The following is a 20,611-nucleotide window of genomic DNA, read 5'->3' on the forward strand; positions in this document are numbered from 1 at the left end:
ATATAATCCTGACTAAAAAACTAGGCTTTTGATTCTGTCAATTTGGTCAAAATGTCCAAATTGGATAAAAGAAGAGGGCACCTTTAATTGAAAAAAAATATTTCAAATATATTTTATGGACAAGAAATTCCCCTTTTTTGAAAAGCTAGACTACCAAGATATTTTGTTATGGCTAAGAACTAGACGCTTGATGACAAAAAGATGAAAAAGTTCTTTCTAAAATAGAAAAACTGCGTATAATGCCCTCCATCAAGTACGCGCTCATAGCTCAGCTGGATAGAGCACTTGGCTACGAACTAAGGGGTCGGGAGTTCGAATCTCTCTGAGCGCACCACTTGAAGAATTAACCGCTATATATAGCGGTTTTTTTGTGCCTGTTTTTTATGATTTCAATAAAAAAGCTGGTGCACATGACAACCAGCTTTAAAAATATCTAGATTCAAGGATTATCTATTAGCCGAATGTTTTAAAACGGCTTGCATCGTCAATAAAGGCTTTTTCACCTGCTTTACCTTCAATAGAACCAAAAACTAACTGAGCTCTTAGCTTCCATTCTGCTGGGATATTGAAAGCAGTATTAATTTTCTCATCAATAATTGGGTTGTAGTGTTGCAATGAAGCACCAATACCTTGTTCAGCTAATACGTTCCAAACTGCAAATTGAGCGATTGCTGTTGAGTGCTCAGACCAGATTGGAAAATTATCAGCATAAGCTTCAAACTGTTCTTGTAAGCCTTTAACCACGTTCTGATCTTCATAAAACAAAACTGTACCTGCACCAGCGGCAAAACTTTGAATTTTTTGTTCTGTTCCCGATACAGCTTCAGCTGGGATAATACTTTTTAAAACTTCTAGAACTGTATCCCAGAATTTTTGATGTGATTGTCCAAATAAAATAACAGCGCGAGATGATTGAGAGTTAAAAGCAGAAGGACTATGTCTGATTGCTTCTTGAATTAACTTTTCAATTTCATTATTTGATTGGTTTAAGTTATTTCCAATTGCATAAATAGAGCGGCGGTTTTTAATGAGTTCTATAAAAGAAGTTTCATTTGAAGATTCTAGCTCTTGAGCAGCTTTGAAAGCCACATCTTCTTGAGCTGTCGTTTTTTGATTTAAGCCAAATAGTTTTGCAAAGAAAGACATGACGAATTCCACTAAAGAGACAATAGAAGCATTCTATAAATTTAAGAATATGAAATAAGCCTTATAAATATGAATCTACGTTCTATATATGAAACGAGTAAACAACTTGTACGAATGAAAGCTTTATCGTGTGAGCAAAAATAAAAAATCACTTTTGATTCATTTTAAAGCGTAGATGAATATGCTCTAATAGTTTCGATTTATTCAATATTGATACATAGTGATGACCGAGCAAAAAAGCGCTTTATCTTTACGTTATTATTTAAATTTAGAAGAGTCTCAAGACGGGTTTGGCTTGGTGACATTCGGAAAGAAACAATTCACACGTTTTTTAACCCCTGTTATTAGTATTGCAATTGTTATTTGGGGTTTTTATTTAGGCTTATCAGGCGTTGGTCGCTACTATGTTGCTTTGGGTATTTTTTTCCTGATTATGCAAGGTCTAATGCGCTATTGGCTTTTACCTATGATGTTCAAGCGTCAGTTTGTACGTTATCAATTTGGTAAGAGTGAGCAAGGGATCGATTTATACCAAGATTATTTTGAACTCTATGCTGCTGGTCGTAAACAAGTCGTACAGTATGGCGATGTGCAGACTTTTGCTAAGGGTAAACTGACTTATATGCTTGAGTTAAAAAACAAAACGGTCATTATTGTACCGAAACGTGCCTTTGCTCAAGTTTCAGATCAAACTGTATTTGAAAATACATTTAAGAAATAAGTTATTAGAATTATTAGTCGCAACAATAAAGGAAGCTTCATGAAAACACGTCCTTCAAAAATCGTTTGTGTGGGCAGAAGTTATGCTGATCATGTAAAAGAGCTGAACAATGCAATGCCGGGACGACCAGTATTGTTTATCAAGCCACCAAGTAGTTTGATTGGTTTAGATGAAGGTATTTCGTGGAATCCATCTTGGGGTAGTTGCCATTTCGAATGCGAATTTGTTTTGCGTATTGATAAGCCACTAAAAGGCGAAACTGATCCGCAAAAAGTATTGCAAGCTATTGGTGCTGTAACTTTAGGGTTAGATTTAACTTTGCGTGATATGCAAAATGAATTAAAAGATAAAGGTCAGCCTTGGGAAAGAGCAAAAGCATTTGATGGTTCATGTGTACTTGCGGACTGGGTAGATGTAAGTGAAATTACCAATTGGGAAGAGACCAAATTCACTTTCCATATTAATAATGAATTGCGTCAAGATGGTAATACTGCACTGTTAATGTTTACTATTGGCGAACTTTTAACTGATATTAATCAGGTGTTTTCACTTGAACCAGGCGATGTCATTATGACGGGTACGCCAGCAGGAGTGGGGCCACTGTATGCTGGTGATCAGCTAAAAATGACTTTGAAAGGTGCTACTCAAGATTTTGTTTGGGAAACCTTTGTTAAAGCATAATTTGATTTAAATCGCTAAGTTTTGAACCCTATTATTGAACTGATAATAGGGTTTTTTATTGTCTGTATATAGAAGATTTTTATATGAATAAATAATCTTATTTTCTATTTCTCTTCAAAAATTGTTGAAAGTGGAATAGAGAGTTTAGCTGCCAAATAGTCATTGGACTCAACTAAAGCTGGGCCGATTTTTTCCATCCATTCATCATCATCATGCACATTTAATACATCTGGACGTAATGGAAGTGGATAAGGTAATGCGGTAAAGAAACTCCAAAAGTCGACTTGAGATAAATTACGGACTAAAACATATTCATCTTTATCTGTGCGTTTAACCAAATTTTGCTCTTCGAGTAAGACAACATAAGCGGGCCACCGGCCAATTTCGCCACGGCCTAAAATTTCTAATGCTTCTTTATCATTTACACTTTCACCAAGTTTTTGCTTTTTATAAAATAATTCTAAAATATCGAGTAGCATGAGTACTGGATGTCTTTTTTGTTCTTTGCCTGAATGAAAAGCGGTAAGGGCAAAACTCACCTCGACACCGAGTAATACAATATTCCAAGATAAGAATACCCATAATAAGAAAATAGGTACTGCTGCAAATGCACCATATATGATTTCATAACTGGTGAAGTTAGACATCAAAAAGCCGAATAAATTCTTAAGTATTTCAAACAATACAGCACTCAAACACGCGGCAATTGCTGCTGAAAATAAGGGAACTGTGCGGTTGGGAATGGTCCAATATAAAATAAAGAATCCCAAAACAGTAAGAACAAAAGAAATAAGCCAAAGTAGAAATGCACCATCAAGTTGATAACCCGTGAAGTTATTACTTAATAAGTTCATTGATGCAACGGTTGATGAAATAACAAATGCACTACCTAAAATAATGGGACCAAGCGAAATAATGGTCCAGTAGCGCATAAAGCCTACAATGCCGCTACGAGTTTCTTTTACTCTCCATATGCGATTAAAGGCAGTTTCAATTGTTGTCAGCATTAAAACTGTGGTGACAAATAGAAACAGCACACCAATCACAGTTAAATTACTGGATTTTTCGGTAAAAGCATTGAGTGCCTTATCAAATGCAATGGTGCTTTTAGGTAAAAAATTACTATAAATTAGGTGCTGCAACTGTTGTCTAGCAGGTTCTAAGGCTTTAATTGAAGAAATAATAACTAAAAATACTGTTAGCATCGGCACAACAGCAAAAAGAGTTGTATAGGTGAGAGCGCCAGCTTGTTCTCGGCAGCGATCAGCTTCAAAACGCTTAATTACAAATAAAATAAATTGAAACCAGGTCTTGTTATAAAAAGGAAGTCTCTTCAAAAAACGTTCTAACATGCGTCATCTATCCCGATTTTTTTAATCATGATGTGGGTGATTGATATTCACCGGTGTATTCGGTTGAGAACACTATCTTTGATGTGGGTAAACTTTAACCTAAAGAATAAAAAAGTATTCTGAAAGTTCCGTATGTATCATCGTAACAAAACGTAGTAAAAAGCTTTTACCGATATTTGTTACTGTTGCCCTTAAAAATCAATCACCTCTAAAATTTCATAAAATTGGCTTCGCCAAAAAAATAAAAAATACCGTATAGTGTTCTTTTTAACAAAATTCATGAAACCGATGCAACCTTACATTCTTGTGCTTTATTACAGTAAATATGGTTCTACTAAAGAAATGGCGCATCTTATTGCGAATGGTGTTGAAGCTGCAGGTATTAATGTAAAAATTCGCACAGTACCTAATATTGCAACAGTAGTAACAGAAGCTGAGCCAAGCATTCCTGAAGAAGGTGATATTTATTGCACTTTAGAGGACTTAGCTAATTGTGCAGGCTTGGCACTGGGGTCTCCAACTCGCTTTGGTAACATGGCAAGCGAAATGAAATATTTCTGGGATCAGACCACAAGTCTTTGGTTAAATGGGGCTTTACACAACAAACCAGCATGTGTTTTCACTTCTTCTGGTTCAATGCATGGTGGACAGGAAAGTACTTTATTAACGATGCTACCGCCGTTATTTCATCATGGCATGATGATTTTAGGTTTACCAAATTCTATTCCTGCGTTATCGAATACTAAAACAGGTGGAACGCCGTATGGTGCAAGCCATGTGAGTGGCCCTAGACATGATCAAGGCTTAAGCCAAGATGAAAAGCTTTTATGTGAAGCACAAGGTAAACGCTTAGGTGAAATCGTAAAAAAACTTCACTCATAATCTTATAAAAATAAAAAAGAGCGGAACTCCGCTCTTTTTTATTTAAATAATTTTATTCTTTAATAAAAGTTACTGTGCCATCAGTAAGTGATTTAACTCGTGCTAAAGATTCAACACGGTAACCTTTTTCAAGCAATAAATCGCGGCCTGGTTGGAATGATTTTTCAATCACGATACCAACACCTACTACTTCCGCATTTGCTTGATGAATTAAGTCAATCAAACCAAGCGCTGCTTGACCATTTGCCAAAAAGTCATCAATTACTAAAGCTTTGTCGCTTGAGTTGATGTGCTTGTTTGAAATAGCAATCGTACTTTCAGTTTGTTTAGTAAAACTAAATACTTTAGCGCGATATAAATCGTCTTTTAAAGTCAGTGATTGATATTTACGAGCAAAAATCACAGGTACACCAAGTTCTAAACCTGCCATGATTGCTGGTGCAATACCTGAAGCTTCAATGGTAATAATCTTGGTAATCCCTGCATCTTTGAAGCGAGCGGCAAATTCTTTACCAATCTGCTGCATGAGGACAGGGTCAATTTGGTGATTTAAGAAAGCGTCGACTTTCAACACTTGATCAGATAGAACGATACCTTCTGTTAAGATTTTCTGTTCTAGTGCGTGCACGGGAGAATCCTCTAGACGGATGCTTTTAAAGCAAATGCGTATTTTAAAAAGCATCCGAAAAAATGCAAGCTTTAATTCGTTTTACCGCTATAACTTGTTAATAACAAACCATAAGATGTTTTTCCATCAATATGACTTACCTTAACTGGCAAGTAGTCCAATTTAGGTGCTAACCAGAAAATAGTACTACGATCTGGTCTGCCGTGCTCTAAAACCACTTTTATAGTGTCAAAGGTGCCATAAGAGGTTTTAACTTTTTCATTGCCTTGTTTTACAAAACGGCGGTTTTCAACTTCTTTTGCATCTGCAAGAGGGTAAGAAGATTTGAGTGAACCATTTTTTAAATCTTCACGAACTTGTAATTCAGCATTTAGCTCGTCAAGTACGCCAGGCTGCCAAGCAAATGAGCGTGCTTTATCATCTTTCTTTGTGCTAATTGTCTTATTACCAGGGTTAAAATTAATATTCATAGTGTTGTTATGAATTAAAATTTTACTAGTACGACTAAAGCTTTGTGAACCAATTTTGCCATTAGCAAAACTAAATTTACTTGTTTCACTTGCAGAAGCGATTCCACCAGCTTTTGCAGTGAATAGATAAGTCCAGTTATTGCCTTGTTGACTAAGTGCGCGTGTTGCTGAACCCATGCCTTTATTATTATAGGTAAACTGATAATTTGCCTGAAATGGGCTCATGGCAAGTGCATGGCTAGAGAAACTTGCAATAAGCAAAGTTGTCGAAATACCAGTTGCGATGCTGAATGATTTCAGAAATTTTGTTGCCATAAGTAAATATCCTTGTACAGACTGAAAGGCCAGTGCTGATGCATCTATGACTTTTGCATATTATGCCTGCTGATCATGGAGAAAAAATCAGGATTTATGCTAAATATGTAATCTCTTTGTGTTTTTTAACAATAAATTTCTTTAGCTCATACAGTTGTTATGCATCTTTTTGCTGTATTGGCGTAATTTCAGTGTCTTCCAGATCATCCTCAAAGTCATCATCTTGATCTCGGAAAAGTAAGGCAGCGAGATTAACATTACCAAAGACGACCAATTCTGCTTCACGAACCCGTGCATAGTTAATATGAACTTTGCCCAATGTTTCAATAATGCTGGCTTTTTTACCAAACCAACGATTCAGGTCTAGGAAGATAAGATCATCTTTTTCTTGTGCTACGTTAAAACGCTCCAAAATCATACCCAATGGGTCTTTTTTTAGAATTTTGTGATAGTAAAAAATAGCAGCTTTCACAGCAATTTTTTGCCAGAAATTTTTATATTTAGCTTCTACAATTTGTGTATTACTAATTTGTTCAAAAACGATAAGTTGCTGTTCTTTATTAAATTCCATCTGAATCAATTTTAAATCGACAGATAAAGTCGTTTCTAAACCTTTGACATGCATGGTGGCATAGAGCCTTAACCAATCATGATAAAGGTCTGCGTGTAGATCATCTAAAAACTCGACATTATTCGTTACGTAACGTTCTAAGGTCGCATTTAGAAAAGTTTGCGATAATGTAAAATCTCTTTCTTCCTCAATGAAGGCTTCAGCTTTTCGGTAGACTTTATGAAGACGTTTGACTAATGAGGAAAATAGCGTTTGCATAAAAGAACTTCCAGATGATGATTTACTAAAGAATCAACACAATCTTTATTATGATAAAAAACAGGTTTTGATATTGCAGTGTAACAAATTTAATTGATACATTTTCACAAAATGAAAATGGATAAAAGCTCATATTTGAAGTGAATCACATTTTTATCCATATTTGAATATCAGTTTGTATTTTGTTCGGTATTGATACCGTGGGGAAAAGGCATTTATATGCTTTTAAGATTATGTTGAAAAAAAGAAGTCTTTCTATAGAGCCTTTTCATTATTGGTGGCAAGACCGAGTCTTTATTGTCGCAATAATACTTGCAATCTTACTGCATACTTTTGTGCTGCTCATCCATTTTGCGATGCCTGCGCCATCAGAACAATCAACTAAAGAAATCGCGATATCTATTCGTCCTACTGAAGATGTGGTTAAGCATGCAGATTTTTTAGCTCAAGCAGACCAGCAGGGTTCAGGGGCATTTCGAGCAGCCCATCGGATGTCTAGTAACTCCCCAACACCTATGCCGACTGATGCTTCAACTGGAGAAGCTCAGTTAGAAAATTTAGAAAAAGTACAGCAACAAAGAGAACTTAAGTTTGAAGAAAAAGTACTCATGACTGTGTTGAGTTGGCAGAAACAAGCAGAGGAGAGCCAAAGGAAAAAAGCACTTGAACAGTTACAAAGCCAGTTCCAGGCCAAAGCTGCCATGGTCGCAAGCCTTGAAGCTCAATATTTGCAACGTCAGCAAGATTTCAGTCGCCAACAAAAAATAAAAACAGTGGATGGTATTCAAGCTAAGAAAGATGCTTCAGCAGCTTATTTAGATAAATTCCGTGAAAAAGTGGAACTTTACGGTAACCGCTATTATCCAGAAGAAGCTAAACAACAACAGTTAAAAGGTGAAGTTCGCCTTATGGTGATTTTGAATGCTCAAGGGGGAATCCGTGCAATTCGTTTACTTGAAAGTTCAGGACATCCAGTTTTAGATGAGGCAGCAAAGGCATCGGTACGTCGGGGAGCGCCGTTTGGTCATTTTGATGCAAATATGAAAGATATTTCAGAGCTTCGTATTATTCGTACTTGGCGTTTTGATCCAGCTGAAGCTGAGTTTGAGGTTCATTAATGAAAAAATGTGGATAACTTTTAGGATATCCACATTTTAAAAATAAATTAAGATGCTAATTGCGCGCTTAATAGTTTTAGAGAAATTGATTATTCCTGATACGGATTGGCAATGTTGAGTTTAGCTAAAATTTCGATCTCTAAGCCTTCCATTTCTTCTGCATCTTCATCGCTAGTTTCATGGTCATAACCTAGTAAATGCAGAACTCCATGTACTAAAAGATGTGCAAAATGATTTTGTGCAGTTTTCTTCTGTTCCAAAGCTTCTTGTAATACCACCGGAATACAAATCACTAAATCGCCTAGAGGTAATGCATCAAGCATAGGTAGGACTTCTTCAGGAATGTCACTTGGAAAAGAGAGAACATTGGTCGGTTTATCTTTCTCACGATATTGCAAGTTAAGTTGATGGCTTTCTTCCAAATCAACACATGCAACACCAATTTCACAATCTTCTTTGTAGCCAACGTGGCGTAAAGTTGTCTCAATAATTTTTTTGAGTTGAGCTCGTTTGAGCTCTAACTCAGGTGATTGAAAGTCTTGTTGTAAACTTAAACTGATTTTCAAAGTGAATCCTTAGGGGCTGTTAAACATTCACAGATGGTTGCGACATCGGGTGTTTTTTAGATGATATAAGGCGTGGACTATGAAATTTAGTATTCTAAATGAATAGTTCACAACGATGTAGCAACAAAAAACACTCTTGTCCCGAAGGGTTGTGGCTAAAATTATCTCAGACTACGTTATGAAACTTGGAAAGGGGTTTACCATTCCCATCATTTCATGCCTTGTCTGCTCAATTTTAGCCGACAACGCAATCCAATTTTGAATATTCAACAGACCCTAGGCATCCTGATGTTGCAAGTCTGCTGCTGTATCGTTTTCAGCAACTAATGCTTCTTGACGTGCTTTACGTTCAGCACGTGCTTCAGCATTAAGACGCTGTTGTTCACCATCCCAACCTTCATACGCTTCAACAATTTTTTGAACAAGTTGATGACGTACAACGTCGCGAGAATGGAAACGGGTAATATGAATTTCTTTAATATTCTCAAGTACACGTAGCGCGTGCGCCAAACCAGATTGTTGGCCTCGAGGTAAATCTACTTGGGTAATGTCACCTGTGATTACTGCACGAGAGCCAAAACCTAAACGGGTCAAGAACATTTTCATTTGTTCCGGCGTAGTGTTTTGTGCTTCATCCAAAATCACAAATGAATGGTTAAGCGTACGGCCACGCATATAAGCAAGAGGCGCAACTTCAATCACTTGACGTTCGATTAATTTGGCGACTTTTTCAAAGCCCAGCATTTCGTAGAGGGCATCGTAAAGAGGGCGTAAATATGGGTCAATTTTCTGGGTTAAATCACCCGGTAAGAAACCAAGCTTTTCTCCTGCTTCTACAGCAGGACGGACAAGTAAAATCCGCTGGATTTCATTACGCTCTAACATATCTACTGCGGCGGCAACAGCTAAATAAGTTTTACCTGTACCAGCAGGACCTACACCAAAAGAAATATCGCTTTGCAAAATACGTTGTACATAGCGTTTTTGATTGGCACCACGTGGATTAATACGACCTTTTCGAGTCTGAAAGTAGACATCCATTGGCGCATCATGCTCTTCCATCTCTTCACCCACTAACTCAAAATTACGTTCAGTTTGTGAAGATTGAATCAAGAGATGTAACAGATCGGCACTGATTTGCTGGGACTCCTCAGTTTCTTCGTAGAGTCGTTGCAATAACGCTTCGGCTCTCCCAACAGCATCTATCTCACCATCGATATGAAAAACATCTCCACGATGAGTAATTTTGACATCTAAACGCTGTTCGATTTGCTTAAGGTGCCCATTATAGGCACCCAAGATGCTCTTTAAACGTTCCATTGAAATTTCAGGAAATGTTACGGTACGTCGAATCGCTGCAGTCAAGAGAAAACCTTTCAGTAGACTTTAGAATACCTCTACATTACGCCACGTCAGGCTCAAGATTCAAGAGTTCACCGTAAACTAAATTTAAAGTTTTAATTTCAGTAATCTCGATCTCTGCAAAACGACCAATCCAAGAAGCGTCGCCTACAAAAGTCACTAAACGAGTGTTGTCTGCTGTACCTACTAAAATATTAGGGTCTTGATCAGATACTTTCTCAATCAGTACACGTTCAATTTTGCCAAGCATTGCATCAGTTTTCTCGATACTTGATTGCTTAATGACTTGTTGAACTTGTGCTAAACGTTCTTTTTTAACGTGTTCAGGAGTTGTATCTGGTAAGTCAGATGCCGGTGTACCAGGACGTTTTGAGTAAACAAAGCTATAAGAGTGGTCAAAGTCTAAATCTTTGATAAATTGTAATGTTTCTGCAAAGTTTTCATCAGTTTCACCTGGGAAGCCAATAATAAAATCGCTTGATAAATGCATATCAGGGCGTATTTTACGTAACTTGGCAATTTTATCGATATAAACATCAATCGTGTGATTTCGCTTCATTGCTTTAAGTACATCGTTAGATCCACTTTGTACAGGCAAATGTAAGTGTGAAACCATTTGAGGCAAATCTTCATAACACTGGATAAGTTCATCAGAGAACTCAAGTGGGTGCGAAGTTGTATAGCGTAAACGGCCAATACCCGGAATTTCTGCAACGAGTCGTAACAATTCAGGGAAGGTACAAATGCCACCTTCGAATGTTTCACCGCGATATCCGTTTACATTTTGACCAAGTAAGCTGATTTCACGAACACCTTTCTCAGCAAGACCTGCGATTTCTGCAAGTACATCATCAAGTGGTCGAGAAACCTCTTCACCACGAGTATATGGAACCACACAGAAAGAGCAGTATTTAGAGCAACCTTCCATAATAGAAACGAATGCTTTGAAACCTTCTACGCGTGGTTCAGGTAAAAAGTCGAACTTTTCAATATCAGGGAATGAAATATCAACGAGCTTAATTTTTTCTTTTTTCGGCTTTTCCACTTGTGCATGATGTTGGTCAAGCATTTGTGGTAAACGGTGTAAGGTTTGTGGGCCAAAAATCATATCGACATACGGCGCACGCTTTTGAATGTTGTCACCTTCTTGAGATGCAACACAACCACCTACACCAATCACAAGGTCAGGATTTTGCTCTTTTAGTTTGCGCCAACGGCCTAACTCACTAAATACTTTTTCTTGTGCTTTTTCACGGATAGAACATGTATTCATGAGCAGAATGTCTGCTTCATTAGGGTTAGTTGTTAAAACATAACCGTGAGAATCCCCTAAAAGGTCTGCCATACGGTGACTGTCATACTCATTCATCTGACACCCTTGCGTTTCAATATATAATTTCTTTATTGAAACGTCAGTGGTGTGCGTTGGCTGGGTAACAGTGTTTTCTGAGGCAGCTTTGGCACCATTGGGAATGAAGGTTTGAACCGTCATGTAGGCTCCTAACAGATCGATCTAGATAAATAATAAAATGACCCAAAACGGGTCAAACCAATCATTATAGCAGTATTTGTGCCGGACAGATAACAATAAACTGCCATAAGCTGCACATGATTTATGGAGACAAATGACATAAATTTTAATGATGTCGAATCAGATAGTTACATAACACAACAAAAGAATGCACGAAGAATAATTAAACTATGCCTAAAGGTGGATAGTCAGGGTTTAGCGCATTTATGAGACCAGGTAAAAAGAGCTCATCAAACAAGAGTCGTGTGATGAAAAATAAATATGCACATCGTAGCTGGTTAGGAGCTGTGTGTTTACTTGGTTGTTCATTGTCTTATGCAGCAGAAGAACAATTTAACGATGCATTAAATGCCGCAAACAGTGGTAATACCGCCTTGTTAGACCAATATCAGGCAGCAATGCAAAATGATGTATTGGGTTATTACCCTGAATATTGGAAACTAAACAGTAATTTAGGCTTTCAATCTCCAACGTCAATTGTAAGTTTTGCCCAGCGCTATCCTCAATCTGCTATGGCAGAGAAACTTGCAGCAGATTATGTTGAAGAAAAAGTTAAACAAGCTGACTTTGTATCTGCACAACCACTTTTATCTTACGTGTCTAACCCAGATCCAGCCGAAAATTGTGCTTTAGCACAGGTAAGAGCTAAAAGTGGCGATGCATTAGTATTTGCAGAATATAAAGATGTCTGGTTAGCAACAGAATCACAACCAGAGTCATGTGTTGGACTTGGCCGTATGATGCTTTCTAGTCCATTAATGAGTACGCAAGATAAACAGCAACGCCTTTGGGTGCAGCTACGTTCAGGCCTGTCGGGACAGGCACTTGCTACAGCACAGACTTTGGGTATGAATTTGTCTTTGGCTCAGCTTAACCAAATTCAGGCGAATCCTCTTAATTATTTATGGACCGCCCCAAAAACTAATGATGTAGATTATGCCTATTTGATTTTTGCATTAGGCCGTCTAGCAAATAATGATTTAAGCAATGCTTTTGCGAATGTACAGCGTGTGGCGCAAGGTACTCCAGAGAATGTACAAAAGTATCTCTATCGCACCGTAGCCTATATCGGTGGCACCACGGTGATGAAAAACAACTTTAACCGTGAAGTTCTTCAATACTTCGATGCAAGCTATGGTTATCCGCTAAGTCCAGAAGAAGCTGAAATTTATGCACGACAAGCGATTCGCTTTAGCGCATGGGAAAGCTTAATTCGTGCGATTGATAGTATGACGGTTTCACAGAAACAAGAAGATCGCTGGCAATATTGGTTAGCCCGTGCAACAGAACAACGTGGCGATAGTAATTCTAAAAATACGGCACAACGTATTTATAAAAAATTAGCTGAAAGTGGCGATGATTATCACAATCTTCTTGCAAAAGACCGTTTAGGTGTACGCTATAACCATCAACCTTATAGTGATGAACCGTCTGCAAGTGATTTACGCCGTTTAGACCAAAATATTCACTTTAACCGTGCATTTACTTTAAGACGTATTAATGCAAATCCAACGTATACCAACCGCGAGTGGAATTGGGCAGTTCGTCAGGCATATCTCCAGCATGACGATGGATTATTATTAGCTGCAGCGAAGCGTGCTCACGATATGGGGTGGTATGACCGTGCAATTTATGCAGCAGATCGTACAACGAATAAACATAACGATACCTACCGTTATGTAACCCCACATAAGACCAATGTCGTAAGCCATAGTTACAATGCTGGAATTGATCCTGCGTGGGCTTATGGTTTAATGCGTCAAGAAAGTCGGTTTGTTACCTCGGCGCGTTCTCATGTAGGAGCTGGTGGTCTTATGCAAATTATGCCTGATACAGCAAAGTTGATTGCTCGTCAGATGGGGGAGACATATAATCCGGCGGCGTTAAGTGAAATGAATACCAATATTCGTTATGGAACATTTTATTTATCAATGATTCAAGGGCAGTTAAGCAATAACCCAGTTTTAGCAACGGCAGGTTATAATGCTGGCCCGAATCGTGCAAGACGTTGGCAACCCGATTACCAACCGATTGAAGCTGATCAATATACAGAAACCATTCCATTGCTTGAGACCAGAGATTATGTCAAGCATGTCATGACAAATGCGACACATTATGGAGTGGTGTTGGGGCAAGGCGCTCAGTCGCTGATACAGCGTATGAAAGTCATTCCAATGCGATCATCACCTTAATTTTAGATGATGAATGATGGAACATTCTTTTAATTGGCATAACCAAGTTTTAATTAAATGAAATATAGATATCTAGGACTTCATCCAATATCGCAACTTGCATGGTGGTTCATCTGTGCAAGCATTGGATTGATGAGTTCTGTTTTACATGCGGAACCTGTAAACGTGCAAGGTTATGTCATGCATGTACAGATGACGCCTGCTGTCTGTTCGCTAGATCCTTCTAAACAGAAGCAGCGTAAATGTCTGGAAGGATATTCACTTACCATTACAGGTTTAATGCCTGAAACAACCAGAACGGACTGTTCAACGGAAAGTTCTGCCACACTTTCACCACTGCAAGCTAAAGTCGTTGCTCGAGTGATGCCAGACAATAATGCTCGTGTGCAACTTTGGAAGAGTGTAGGTGGCTGTGTACCTATGAACGCGAGTCAGTATTTCCGTACAATTATTAACTTCGCTGAACGATTAAAAATACCTGCTAATTTAACCAGTTCTAGTAACGTAGAAATGCAACAATCTACATTACGTCAACAATTTACAAAGCTTAACCCGAGTTTGCCACAAAATGGCATTCGTTTTTCTTGCCAACTTTCGCGCTCAGATGTTGTGCTTACAGAAGTTAAAGTCTGCTACACGGTAAATGGCCAATATAAGCAATGTTCAAATCATGTGGTCTCTAATTGCCCAAGCGAAATTACGATTAAAGGTAGCTATTAAGAGTAGCTACCATTTCCTCAAAAAATGCTCACCATACATTGAATCTATTTGTAAAGATTAATTTGTATTTTCTATCAGACTTTTGGTGAAAATGAGTCGCTTTTACATGCATCTGCAACTTCTTTAGAGTACAATCTTTGCCGTTTATGATGATTTGGTTAGATAGAATCGCTATTTAGCCCGATTAAGGACACTCATTGGAGACAATTACATGAAGCAACCCGTTCGTGTTGCCGTGACTGGCGCTGCAGGTCAAATTGGTTACAGCTTATTATTCCGTATCGCAAGCGGTGAAATGCTAGGTAAAGATCAACCAGTTATTTTACAATTGCTTGAAGTTCCAGTTGAAAAAGCACAACAAGCGCTTAAAGGCGTAATGATGGAACTTGATGACTGTGCTTTCCCTTTATTGGCTGGCATGATCGGGACTGATGATCCTAAAGTTGCATTTAAAGATGCTGACTATGCATTATTAGTTGGTTCTCGCCCACGTGGTCCTGGTATGGAACGTGCTGACTTGTTAAAAGTTAACGGTGAAATCTTCATTGGCCAAGGTCAAGCATTAAACGAAGTTGCTAGCCGTGACGTTAAAGTATTAGTTGTAGGTAACCCTGCAAATACAAACGCTTACATCGCAATGAAATCTGCTCCAGATCTTCCAGCGAAAAACTTCACAGCAATGTTACGTCTTGACCACAACCGTGCATTGACTCAAGTTGCTCAAAAAGCTGGTGTTGCAGTTGCTGACATCGAAAAATTAACAGTTTGGGGTAACCACTCTCCAACTATGTATGCTGACTACCGTTTTGCAACTGCAAATGGCGAAAGCTTAAAAGACAAGATCAACGATCCAGCTTGGAACAAAGAAGTATTCCTTCCAACTGTTGGTAAACGTGGTGCTGCGATTATCGAAGCGCGTGGTTTGTCTTCTGCTGCTTCTGCTGCGAATGCTGCAATCGACCATATGCGTGATTGGGCACTTGGTACAAACGGCAAGTGGGTAACTATGGGTATTCCATCTGATGGTTCTTATGGTATTCCTGAAGGCGTTATGTTCGGTTTCCCTGTAACAACTGAAAACGGTGAATACAAAATCGTTCAAGGTTTAGAAATCGATGAATTCAGCCGTGAGCGTATCAACTTCACTCTAAACGAGCTTGAAGAAGAACGTGCAGCAATTGCTGACATGCTAAAATAATTCATTAATTAAATGAATTAGAAAGCACTCTCTTGTAGGGTGCTTTTTTATATTTGAAATTTAATAAGAACACACAAAAAACAACAAGAAAATATAGACATAGATATGCAACTAACATCTATTGTTGCTAGATTATTGAAAAGAAGCCATGGGAGAATAACAATGTTTGAACAGCAACCGACATTACAACTTTTATTTGAGCAATTGGGTTTAGATGCTGATGACGCGAGTATTGAAAATTTTATCAAAACGCATCAGTTACCTGCTGAACAGAAGTTACATGAAGCACCTTTTTGGTCACAAGGCCAAAGTGATTTCCTGAAAAGCCATTGGGAAAAAGATGATGAATGGATTGTCGTCATTGATGAGCTCAATGAGCAATTGCACGAAGATAGTGTTAAAAAATAACAAAATAAAAGGCCTGTTGATAAATAACAGGCCTTTTACAATTTACCCTTTAGTGAATTTTGGGTTTTAATAAATCTTTGTACCATGGCTCATGCCGTACTGGGTGAAATACCGGATGCTCATGAACCAACTCAAGATCACATTGTGCTGTTGATAAATATTTTGTAAGCCAATGACGAGTAAGGGCAGGTTTTTCCTGCGCTGCTGAAGCATAGGCCAAGAAGAAATATATATCACTATGGTGATGATGAGCTAAGGGCTTTAAAATTTGCTGTGCAATGAGCGCAAAGCGTTTTTCTTTATTTAATTCAAAATAAATCATATACGCTTTAGCTAAATGAAGAGATAAATTCAAATATAAACTCATTGGCATTTCATCGTATTCCATACGAGCTTGCTCAAGCAAAACAATAGCTTCTTGCAAAAAATGAATTTGCTCTTGGCGAACACGGCTTAGTACAACGAGCTGCATACGTAAATCTGCACGTTCCAAAGCAAGTTCGGGCGTATTCTCAGTTAAATAGAGTTGGTCTGTTTCACCAATTCTGCTTACAATCATTTTTGTTTCAATAGACATACGCCTTCGCCCTTTTTAATCAATAGCTCTTATATCGGGTTTATTTAAGAAATTTAAAGAGCATTCTTCTAAACCCAAATCGAGTTTCCACTACGAAGCCAAGCTGTGATTGATAGACGCTGCTGTTTAGAAACTAAAACTTCATGAAGTAAATCACTTTGGAATATAACTAGGCGATTAGGTTCTGGTGTAATAATGTGCCAAATATCATTCTTGTCCTGCAAGCGTAGTTGTCCCCCCCAATCATCCTGCCATTCAGGATGCAAATAATAAACAGTAGAAATAATACGATCATTTTTTTGTTGAGGGTTATCTCGATGTAATGCATAAAATTCACCTGCGTTATAACAGGCAAAATGCGCCTCAACCTCTTTAATTCCTAAAAAGAAAGCTTGATTTAGATGTTGGCAAAATGAAGTTAGGGTTTCTACGTGTTGTTCAGCAACAGGAAGTGATTCATTAATCCATAAAATATGATCGCTTCGAATTGTACTCACCACTCCATTTTGGATACCAGCTTCACGAAATTCATCAAAGTGATAACTACACTCTTTGGCAACTTGAGTATGATATTCACTAGAGTAGGCATGATTCACAATTGCAAAACCATGTGCATTTAAGTCATCTAGAATCTGATCCAGATTCCAACTGTCAGGAAGTGGTTGAGAGCGCATATAACCTCATATCGATCGTAAGAAAATCAAGCAGCCTTATTTTAGATGATCACAACCTTACGAAAGAATATTTTTTTCATGTTAAACTATTCGTTGAATTGAGGAATTAAAGTCAACATGAATTACCGTCACCATTTCCATGCGGGCAACTTTGCAGATGTTATGAAGCATGTGCTTTTGCTACAGCTTCTCAACCGTTTAAATGCTAAAGATAAACCTTATCGCTATATCGATACGCATGGAGGGGCTGGAAAATATGATCTATCTCAAGCACCTGCACAAAAATCAGGAGAATTCCTAACGGGTATTCATCGTCTTGTACAGCTTTCTGAAATGGAAAAGCGTCAGGCTCCTGAAGCAATCCAGCAATACTTAAAACTTGTAGAAGAATTACGTAATCAAGAAGGTAAGGGTAGCTATCCTGGTTCTCCTTGGTTTGCTTTACAAGGTATGCGTGAAATTGACAAAGCGACTATATTTGAAATGCAGCGTGATGTTTTTCAGCAATTACGTCATAACATTCGCGATAAACGTGCAGGTTTACATGAGCGTGATGCATATGAAGGCTTGCTCGGTGTAATTCCGCCAAAAGAAAAGCGCGGTCTGGTTATGATTGACCCGCCTTACGAATTAGAGCGTAAAGACTTTCCGCAATTAGTTGAACTGTTACAACAAGCTCATAAGAAATGGCCGACAGGTGTTTTTGCAGTTTGGTATCCAATTAAAGACCGCGCAATGATTGAACGTTTTGAAAAGAAAATGTTCAAAACTGGAATTCGCCGTCAATTAATTTGTGAAATTTGTGTATGGCCAGATGACACACCTGTAGGTTTGAATGGTTGTGGTTTATTAGTGATTAACCCACCATGGCAGTTCTCTGAACAAGCTGACCAAGCTTTACAGTGGTTATTCCCGCACTTACGTATGCAAGAAACGGGTGGACATGCTGCTGTTCGCTGGTTAGTGGGTGAGTAACAGTTAACTTAAATCAATGCACATGTTTGGAATAGAAAATAATGACAAATGCGCCTAAACCAGAGCAAGATTTAACTCATAATGAACATTCATTTGATGGGATTACGTTCGAAGTGGTTGAAGAAGAAGATAATCCGGAAGGACAAAAAGTGAAGCGCCGAGGTATTTATCTTTGGCCTAACTTAATTACGACAGCCGCTTTGTTGTCTGGTTTCTATTCCATTATTGCAAGTATGAATGGTGAATTTACACAAGCGATTTATGCTATTTTTCTTGCCGCTTTGTTTGATGGGTTAGATGGACGTGTTGCTCGAGCTATTGGCGCTCAAAGTGCTTTTGGTGAGCAATATGACTCTTTATCTGATTTATTAGCATTTGGTGTCGCACCAGCAATGCTAATGTATAGCTGGAGTCTCCATGATTTAGGCCGTATCGGCTTAGCATGCTGTTTTGTTTATACTGCCTGTGCAGCATTCCGTTTGGCACGTTTTAATGTTCAAATTGGAGTAGTTGATAAACGCTATTTTATTGGTATCGCAAGCCCATTAGCTGCAATTATTATTATTTCACTTGTATGGGTGGCTCGTGATTATCCGTTCATCTTCGATTTACGTGATATTGCGATTCAGGTCATTAATGCGGTAATCATGGTTGTTGTTGGTTTACTCATGATTTCCAATATTAAATACTATTCATTTAAGCAAATGGACCGCAAACGTGTTCCTTTTGTAGTTATGTTGCCGGTAGTACTGATTTTTGCAGCAATCACTTATAATATCCCAATGGGTATTTTGATTGTTTCAATCATCTATGCTCTATCAGGTTTTGTAACCACACTTTTAGCTAAAAAAAATAACGAGACTATCAAAACATAAATTAGACGAGGTTCAGTATGCCTAAGTTGATGAGTCCAATAAATCAATTGCAGCAACTGAGCCTCAAGTCAAATGAGGGTGTTGTTTATCAGCCTGCTAGAGGCTTCTTTAAAGTTGTCTATCAAGGCTTAATCCTTCCAAACTTACCTGCACCACTTCGTTACTTTAATTATATTAGTCTAATCGGGCAGCCTAGAATTCCCCTTTGCTATAACGCAAACAGTATTGTCACTTCACCAATTGATACAGCAACAGTATTAGTTAGTAATAGCCTACACAGTGTAAGTCACTTAAAAACTTATTCCATTCGAAGACAATGTCAGCTTACCCCTAGTCATTATCAATTTGATAAAACAGATCTTATTGAATGGCAAATTCCAAGAGTTCAGCTTAGACGAACAGATTCTGAAATGAGTTGTAATTTAATTGTCCAAATGCCTTCGGACATTTCGAACTCATCCGCATTGCAGTGGGGGATATCTGATTACTGGTCTGTTTTGTGCCACTGCGAAGGTGAGATTTTATATAAAGGGCAGAAATATGAAGTCAATGGATTAGGACGTTTTAAACATGCTCGGGCCTTACATTTGCCTTTCTTATCTTTATGTTTTTATACCTGCCAAATTATTAATTTAAATGAAACAACGCAAGTCACACTTTCTCAAATAAGAAATCAATGGAATATTATTCTGTTTTCACATTTAGATATTCAAGAACTAGGGAAGTCAGCCGTCACACTTACCGAAGATGTCAATTTCCATATTCACCGGGTTTATCCAAAAGTTGTAACACCTCATGGACGAGAAATGTATTTACCTCGAGAATTCTCTTGGCAATCTAAAAAAAATGGAAAAGTTATTTTTGAGCTCTATGCTGAAAGCCGTGGTGATTACAAATTTGGATTAGCTGCAGGATATATTGGAAGTTTTCGTTACCAGTTAAGTTGGAATGACCAATGCCTTCAAGGAGAAGGTGGATATTGTGAATACATCGATTGCCGCCCATTAAGATGGCAAGAGAAGAATCAAGATGAGAAAATTTTAGATAAATTGATGCTTTTACAGCCGTGTTTATATAAAAAATGAATATTTTTATCAATTTTGATTAAAAAGCGAACTGTTGTTGCACTAATTTTAAAAAAGGACTTGCAAAGGGGATGGGATGGTCTATAATGCACATCCATCGGCGGTGATGCAGATAAAAACTTGTTGAAAAACAGTTACTTGAGATTAAGTTAGTTGCTTTAAGTGATGAATTTGATGATAAGTTGGTTTTGAGAATAAGTTTTAAAAATATCGAAATTACCTGTTGACTTTTAAGAGATTAAGAGTAATATAGCCGACCTAGCTTGCTGGTGACGAACCAGGAAGAAGATCATTAAGAGAATTGAA

General features: G+C 38.0%; 20 protein-coding genes, 1 tRNA gene and 1 pseudogene. 12 read left to right on the forward strand and 10 right to left on the reverse strand.

Features of this window, described 5'->3' with window-relative positions:
- Positions 1 to 257 precede the first annotated feature (257 nt).
- Positions 258 to 334: transfer RNA gene (locus ACH63V_RS16000), tRNA-Arg, on the forward strand.
- A 119-nt stretch (positions 335 to 453) separates the two neighbouring features.
- Here ACH63V_RS16000 and ACH63V_RS16005 read toward each other — a convergent pair.
- The gene (locus ACH63V_RS16005) at positions 454 to 1,146 is read right to left on the reverse strand and encodes a nitroreductase family protein (RefSeq protein WP_396464040.1); all 693 of its coding nucleotides are present in this window, start codon (positions 1,144 to 1,146) and stop codon (positions 454 to 456) included.
- 223 nt (positions 1,147 to 1,369) lie between these two features.
- Here ACH63V_RS16005 and ACH63V_RS16010 point away from each other — a divergent pair, with 223 nt between their 5' ends.
- Entirely contained in the window at positions 1,370 to 1,867 is a 498-nt protein-coding gene (locus tag ACH63V_RS16010; protein WP_263614639.1) for a YcxB family protein, read from the forward strand.
- Between the two features lie 39 nt (positions 1,868 to 1,906).
- Positions 1,907 to 2,548 carry a fumarylacetoacetate hydrolase family protein gene (locus tag ACH63V_RS16015; RefSeq protein WP_396464041.1) on the forward strand — a complete coding sequence of 214 codons (642 nt, stop codon included), beginning with the start codon at positions 1,907 to 1,909 and terminating at the stop codon, positions 2,546 to 2,548.
- A gap of 104 nt (positions 2,549 to 2,652) precedes the next feature.
- Here the strand turns inward: ACH63V_RS16015 and ACH63V_RS16020 are convergent, their stop codons facing one another.
- On the reverse strand, positions 2,653 to 3,900 hold the full coding sequence (locus tag ACH63V_RS16020) for a YihY family inner membrane protein (RefSeq protein ID WP_311069283.1): 1,248 nt from the start codon (positions 3,898 to 3,900) through the stop codon (positions 2,653 to 2,655).
- 288 nt (positions 3,901 to 4,188) lie between these two features.
- Between ACH63V_RS16020 and wrbA the strand changes: the two genes are divergently transcribed.
- A complete protein-coding gene (gene wrbA / locus ACH63V_RS16025; protein ID WP_396464053.1) occupies positions 4,189 to 4,782 on the forward strand; it encodes an NAD(P)H:quinone oxidoreductase in 594 nt (197 codons plus the stop codon).
- 52 nt (positions 4,783 to 4,834) lie between these two features.
- On the opposite strand, the gene ACH63V_RS16030 is transcribed toward wrbA, so the two are convergent.
- The 3 genes from ACH63V_RS16030 to ACH63V_RS16040 all read right to left on the reverse strand — a co-directional run bounded on the left by ACH63V_RS16030 (position 4,835) and on the right by ACH63V_RS16040 (position 7,024).
- Positions 4,835 to 5,410, reverse strand: coding sequence for a xanthine phosphoribosyltransferase (locus ACH63V_RS16030; RefSeq protein WP_107972704.1), 576 nt, complete (start codon positions 5,408 to 5,410; stop codon positions 4,835 to 4,837).
- A 71-nt stretch (positions 5,411 to 5,481) separates the two neighbouring features.
- Complete coding sequence (locus ACH63V_RS16035) at positions 5,482 to 6,195, reverse strand: DUF3108 domain-containing protein (protein ID WP_396464043.1); 714 nt, start codon at positions 6,193 to 6,195, stop codon at positions 5,482 to 5,484.
- Positions 6,196 to 6,352: 157 nt separating this feature from the next.
- Entirely contained in the window at positions 6,353 to 7,024 is a 672-nt protein-coding gene (locus ACH63V_RS16040; RefSeq protein WP_311086357.1) for a hypothetical protein, read from the reverse strand.
- 233 nt (positions 7,025 to 7,257) lie between these two features.
- Between ACH63V_RS16040 and ACH63V_RS16045 the strand changes: the two genes are divergently transcribed.
- A complete protein-coding gene (locus ACH63V_RS16045; RefSeq protein WP_396464044.1) occupies positions 7,258 to 8,142 on the forward strand; it encodes an energy transducer TonB in 885 nt (294 codons plus the stop codon).
- Between the two features lie 89 nt (positions 8,143 to 8,231).
- On the opposite strand, the gene ybeY is transcribed toward ACH63V_RS16045, so the two are convergent.
- The 3 genes from ybeY to miaB form a co-directional block, all read right to left on the reverse strand.
- Positions 8,232 to 8,708: an rRNA maturation RNase YbeY gene (ybeY, locus tag ACH63V_RS16050; RefSeq protein WP_107972700.1), complete on the reverse strand. Its 477-nt coding sequence runs from the start codon at positions 8,706 to 8,708 to the stop codon at positions 8,232 to 8,234.
- A 276-nt stretch (positions 8,709 to 8,984) separates the two neighbouring features.
- Positions 8,985 to 10,073, reverse strand: coding sequence for a PhoH family protein (locus ACH63V_RS16055; protein WP_002050786.1), 1,089 nt, complete (start codon positions 10,071 to 10,073; stop codon positions 8,985 to 8,987).
- A gap of 37 nt (positions 10,074 to 10,110) precedes the next feature.
- On the reverse strand, positions 10,111 to 11,562 hold the full coding sequence (gene miaB, locus ACH63V_RS16060) for a tRNA (N6-isopentenyl adenosine(37)-C2)-methylthiotransferase MiaB (protein ID WP_087607038.1): 1,452 nt from the start codon (positions 11,560 to 11,562) through the stop codon (positions 10,111 to 10,113).
- A gap of 287 nt (positions 11,563 to 11,849) precedes the next feature.
- Here miaB and ACH63V_RS16065 point away from each other — a divergent pair, with 287 nt between their 5' ends.
- From ACH63V_RS16065 to ACH63V_RS16080, 4 genes are all read left to right on the forward strand, one after another.
- Positions 11,850 to 13,793 carry a transglycosylase SLT domain-containing protein gene (locus ACH63V_RS16065; protein ID WP_396464045.1) on the forward strand — a complete coding sequence of 648 codons (1,944 nt, stop codon included), beginning with the start codon at positions 11,850 to 11,852 and terminating at the stop codon, positions 13,791 to 13,793.
- Between the two features lie 57 nt (positions 13,794 to 13,850).
- Complete coding sequence (locus ACH63V_RS16070) at positions 13,851 to 14,513, forward strand: ribonuclease I (RefSeq protein ID WP_396464047.1); 663 nt, start codon at positions 13,851 to 13,853, stop codon at positions 14,511 to 14,513.
- A gap of 211 nt (positions 14,514 to 14,724) precedes the next feature.
- Entirely contained in the window at positions 14,725 to 15,711 is a 987-nt protein-coding gene (locus tag ACH63V_RS16075; protein WP_396464049.1) for a malate dehydrogenase, read from the forward strand.
- 162 nt (positions 15,712 to 15,873) lie between these two features.
- Entirely contained in the window at positions 15,874 to 16,119 is a 246-nt protein-coding gene (locus ACH63V_RS16080) for a DUF2789 family protein (protein ID WP_151740415.1), read from the forward strand.
- A gap of 49 nt (positions 16,120 to 16,168) precedes the next feature.
- Here the strand turns inward: ACH63V_RS16080 and ACH63V_RS16085 are convergent, their stop codons facing one another.
- Positions 16,169 to 16,696 carry a hypothetical protein gene (locus tag ACH63V_RS16085; protein WP_151740416.1) on the reverse strand — a complete coding sequence of 176 codons (528 nt, stop codon included), beginning with the start codon at positions 16,694 to 16,696 and terminating at the stop codon, positions 16,169 to 16,171.
- 68 nt (positions 16,697 to 16,764) lie between these two features.
- On the reverse strand, positions 16,765 to 17,370 hold the full coding sequence (locus ACH63V_RS16090) for a 2OG-Fe(II) oxygenase (protein ID WP_396464050.1): 606 nt from the start codon (positions 17,368 to 17,370) through the stop codon (positions 16,765 to 16,767).
- Positions 17,371 to 17,487: 117 nt separating this feature from the next.
- Between ACH63V_RS16090 and ACH63V_RS16095 the strand changes: the two genes are divergently transcribed.
- The 3 genes and pseudogenes from ACH63V_RS16095 (at position 17,488) to ACH63V_RS16105 (ending at position 20,324) form a co-directional block, all read left to right on the forward strand.
- Positions 17,488 to 18,345 carry a 23S rRNA (adenine(2030)-N(6))-methyltransferase RlmJ gene (locus ACH63V_RS16095; protein WP_151740418.1) on the forward strand — a complete coding sequence of 286 codons (858 nt, stop codon included), beginning with the start codon at positions 17,488 to 17,490 and terminating at the stop codon, positions 18,343 to 18,345.
- Between the two features lie 41 nt (positions 18,346 to 18,386).
- Complete coding sequence (pssA, locus tag ACH63V_RS16100) at positions 18,387 to 19,220, forward strand: CDP-diacylglycerol--serine O-phosphatidyltransferase (RefSeq protein WP_002050746.1); 834 nt, start codon at positions 18,387 to 18,389, stop codon at positions 19,218 to 19,220.
- Between the two features lie 17 nt (positions 19,221 to 19,237).
- Positions 19,238 to 20,324, forward strand: a pseudogene (locus ACH63V_RS16105) (DUF6670 family protein).
- Positions 20,325 to 20,611 lie beyond the last annotated feature (287 nt).

This window comes from Acinetobacter sp. ABJ-A23_2 (genome assembly GCF_044538765.1).
GTDB classification, from domain to species: domain Bacteria; phylum Pseudomonadota; class Gammaproteobacteria; order Pseudomonadales; family Moraxellaceae; genus Acinetobacter; species Acinetobacter nosocomialis_A.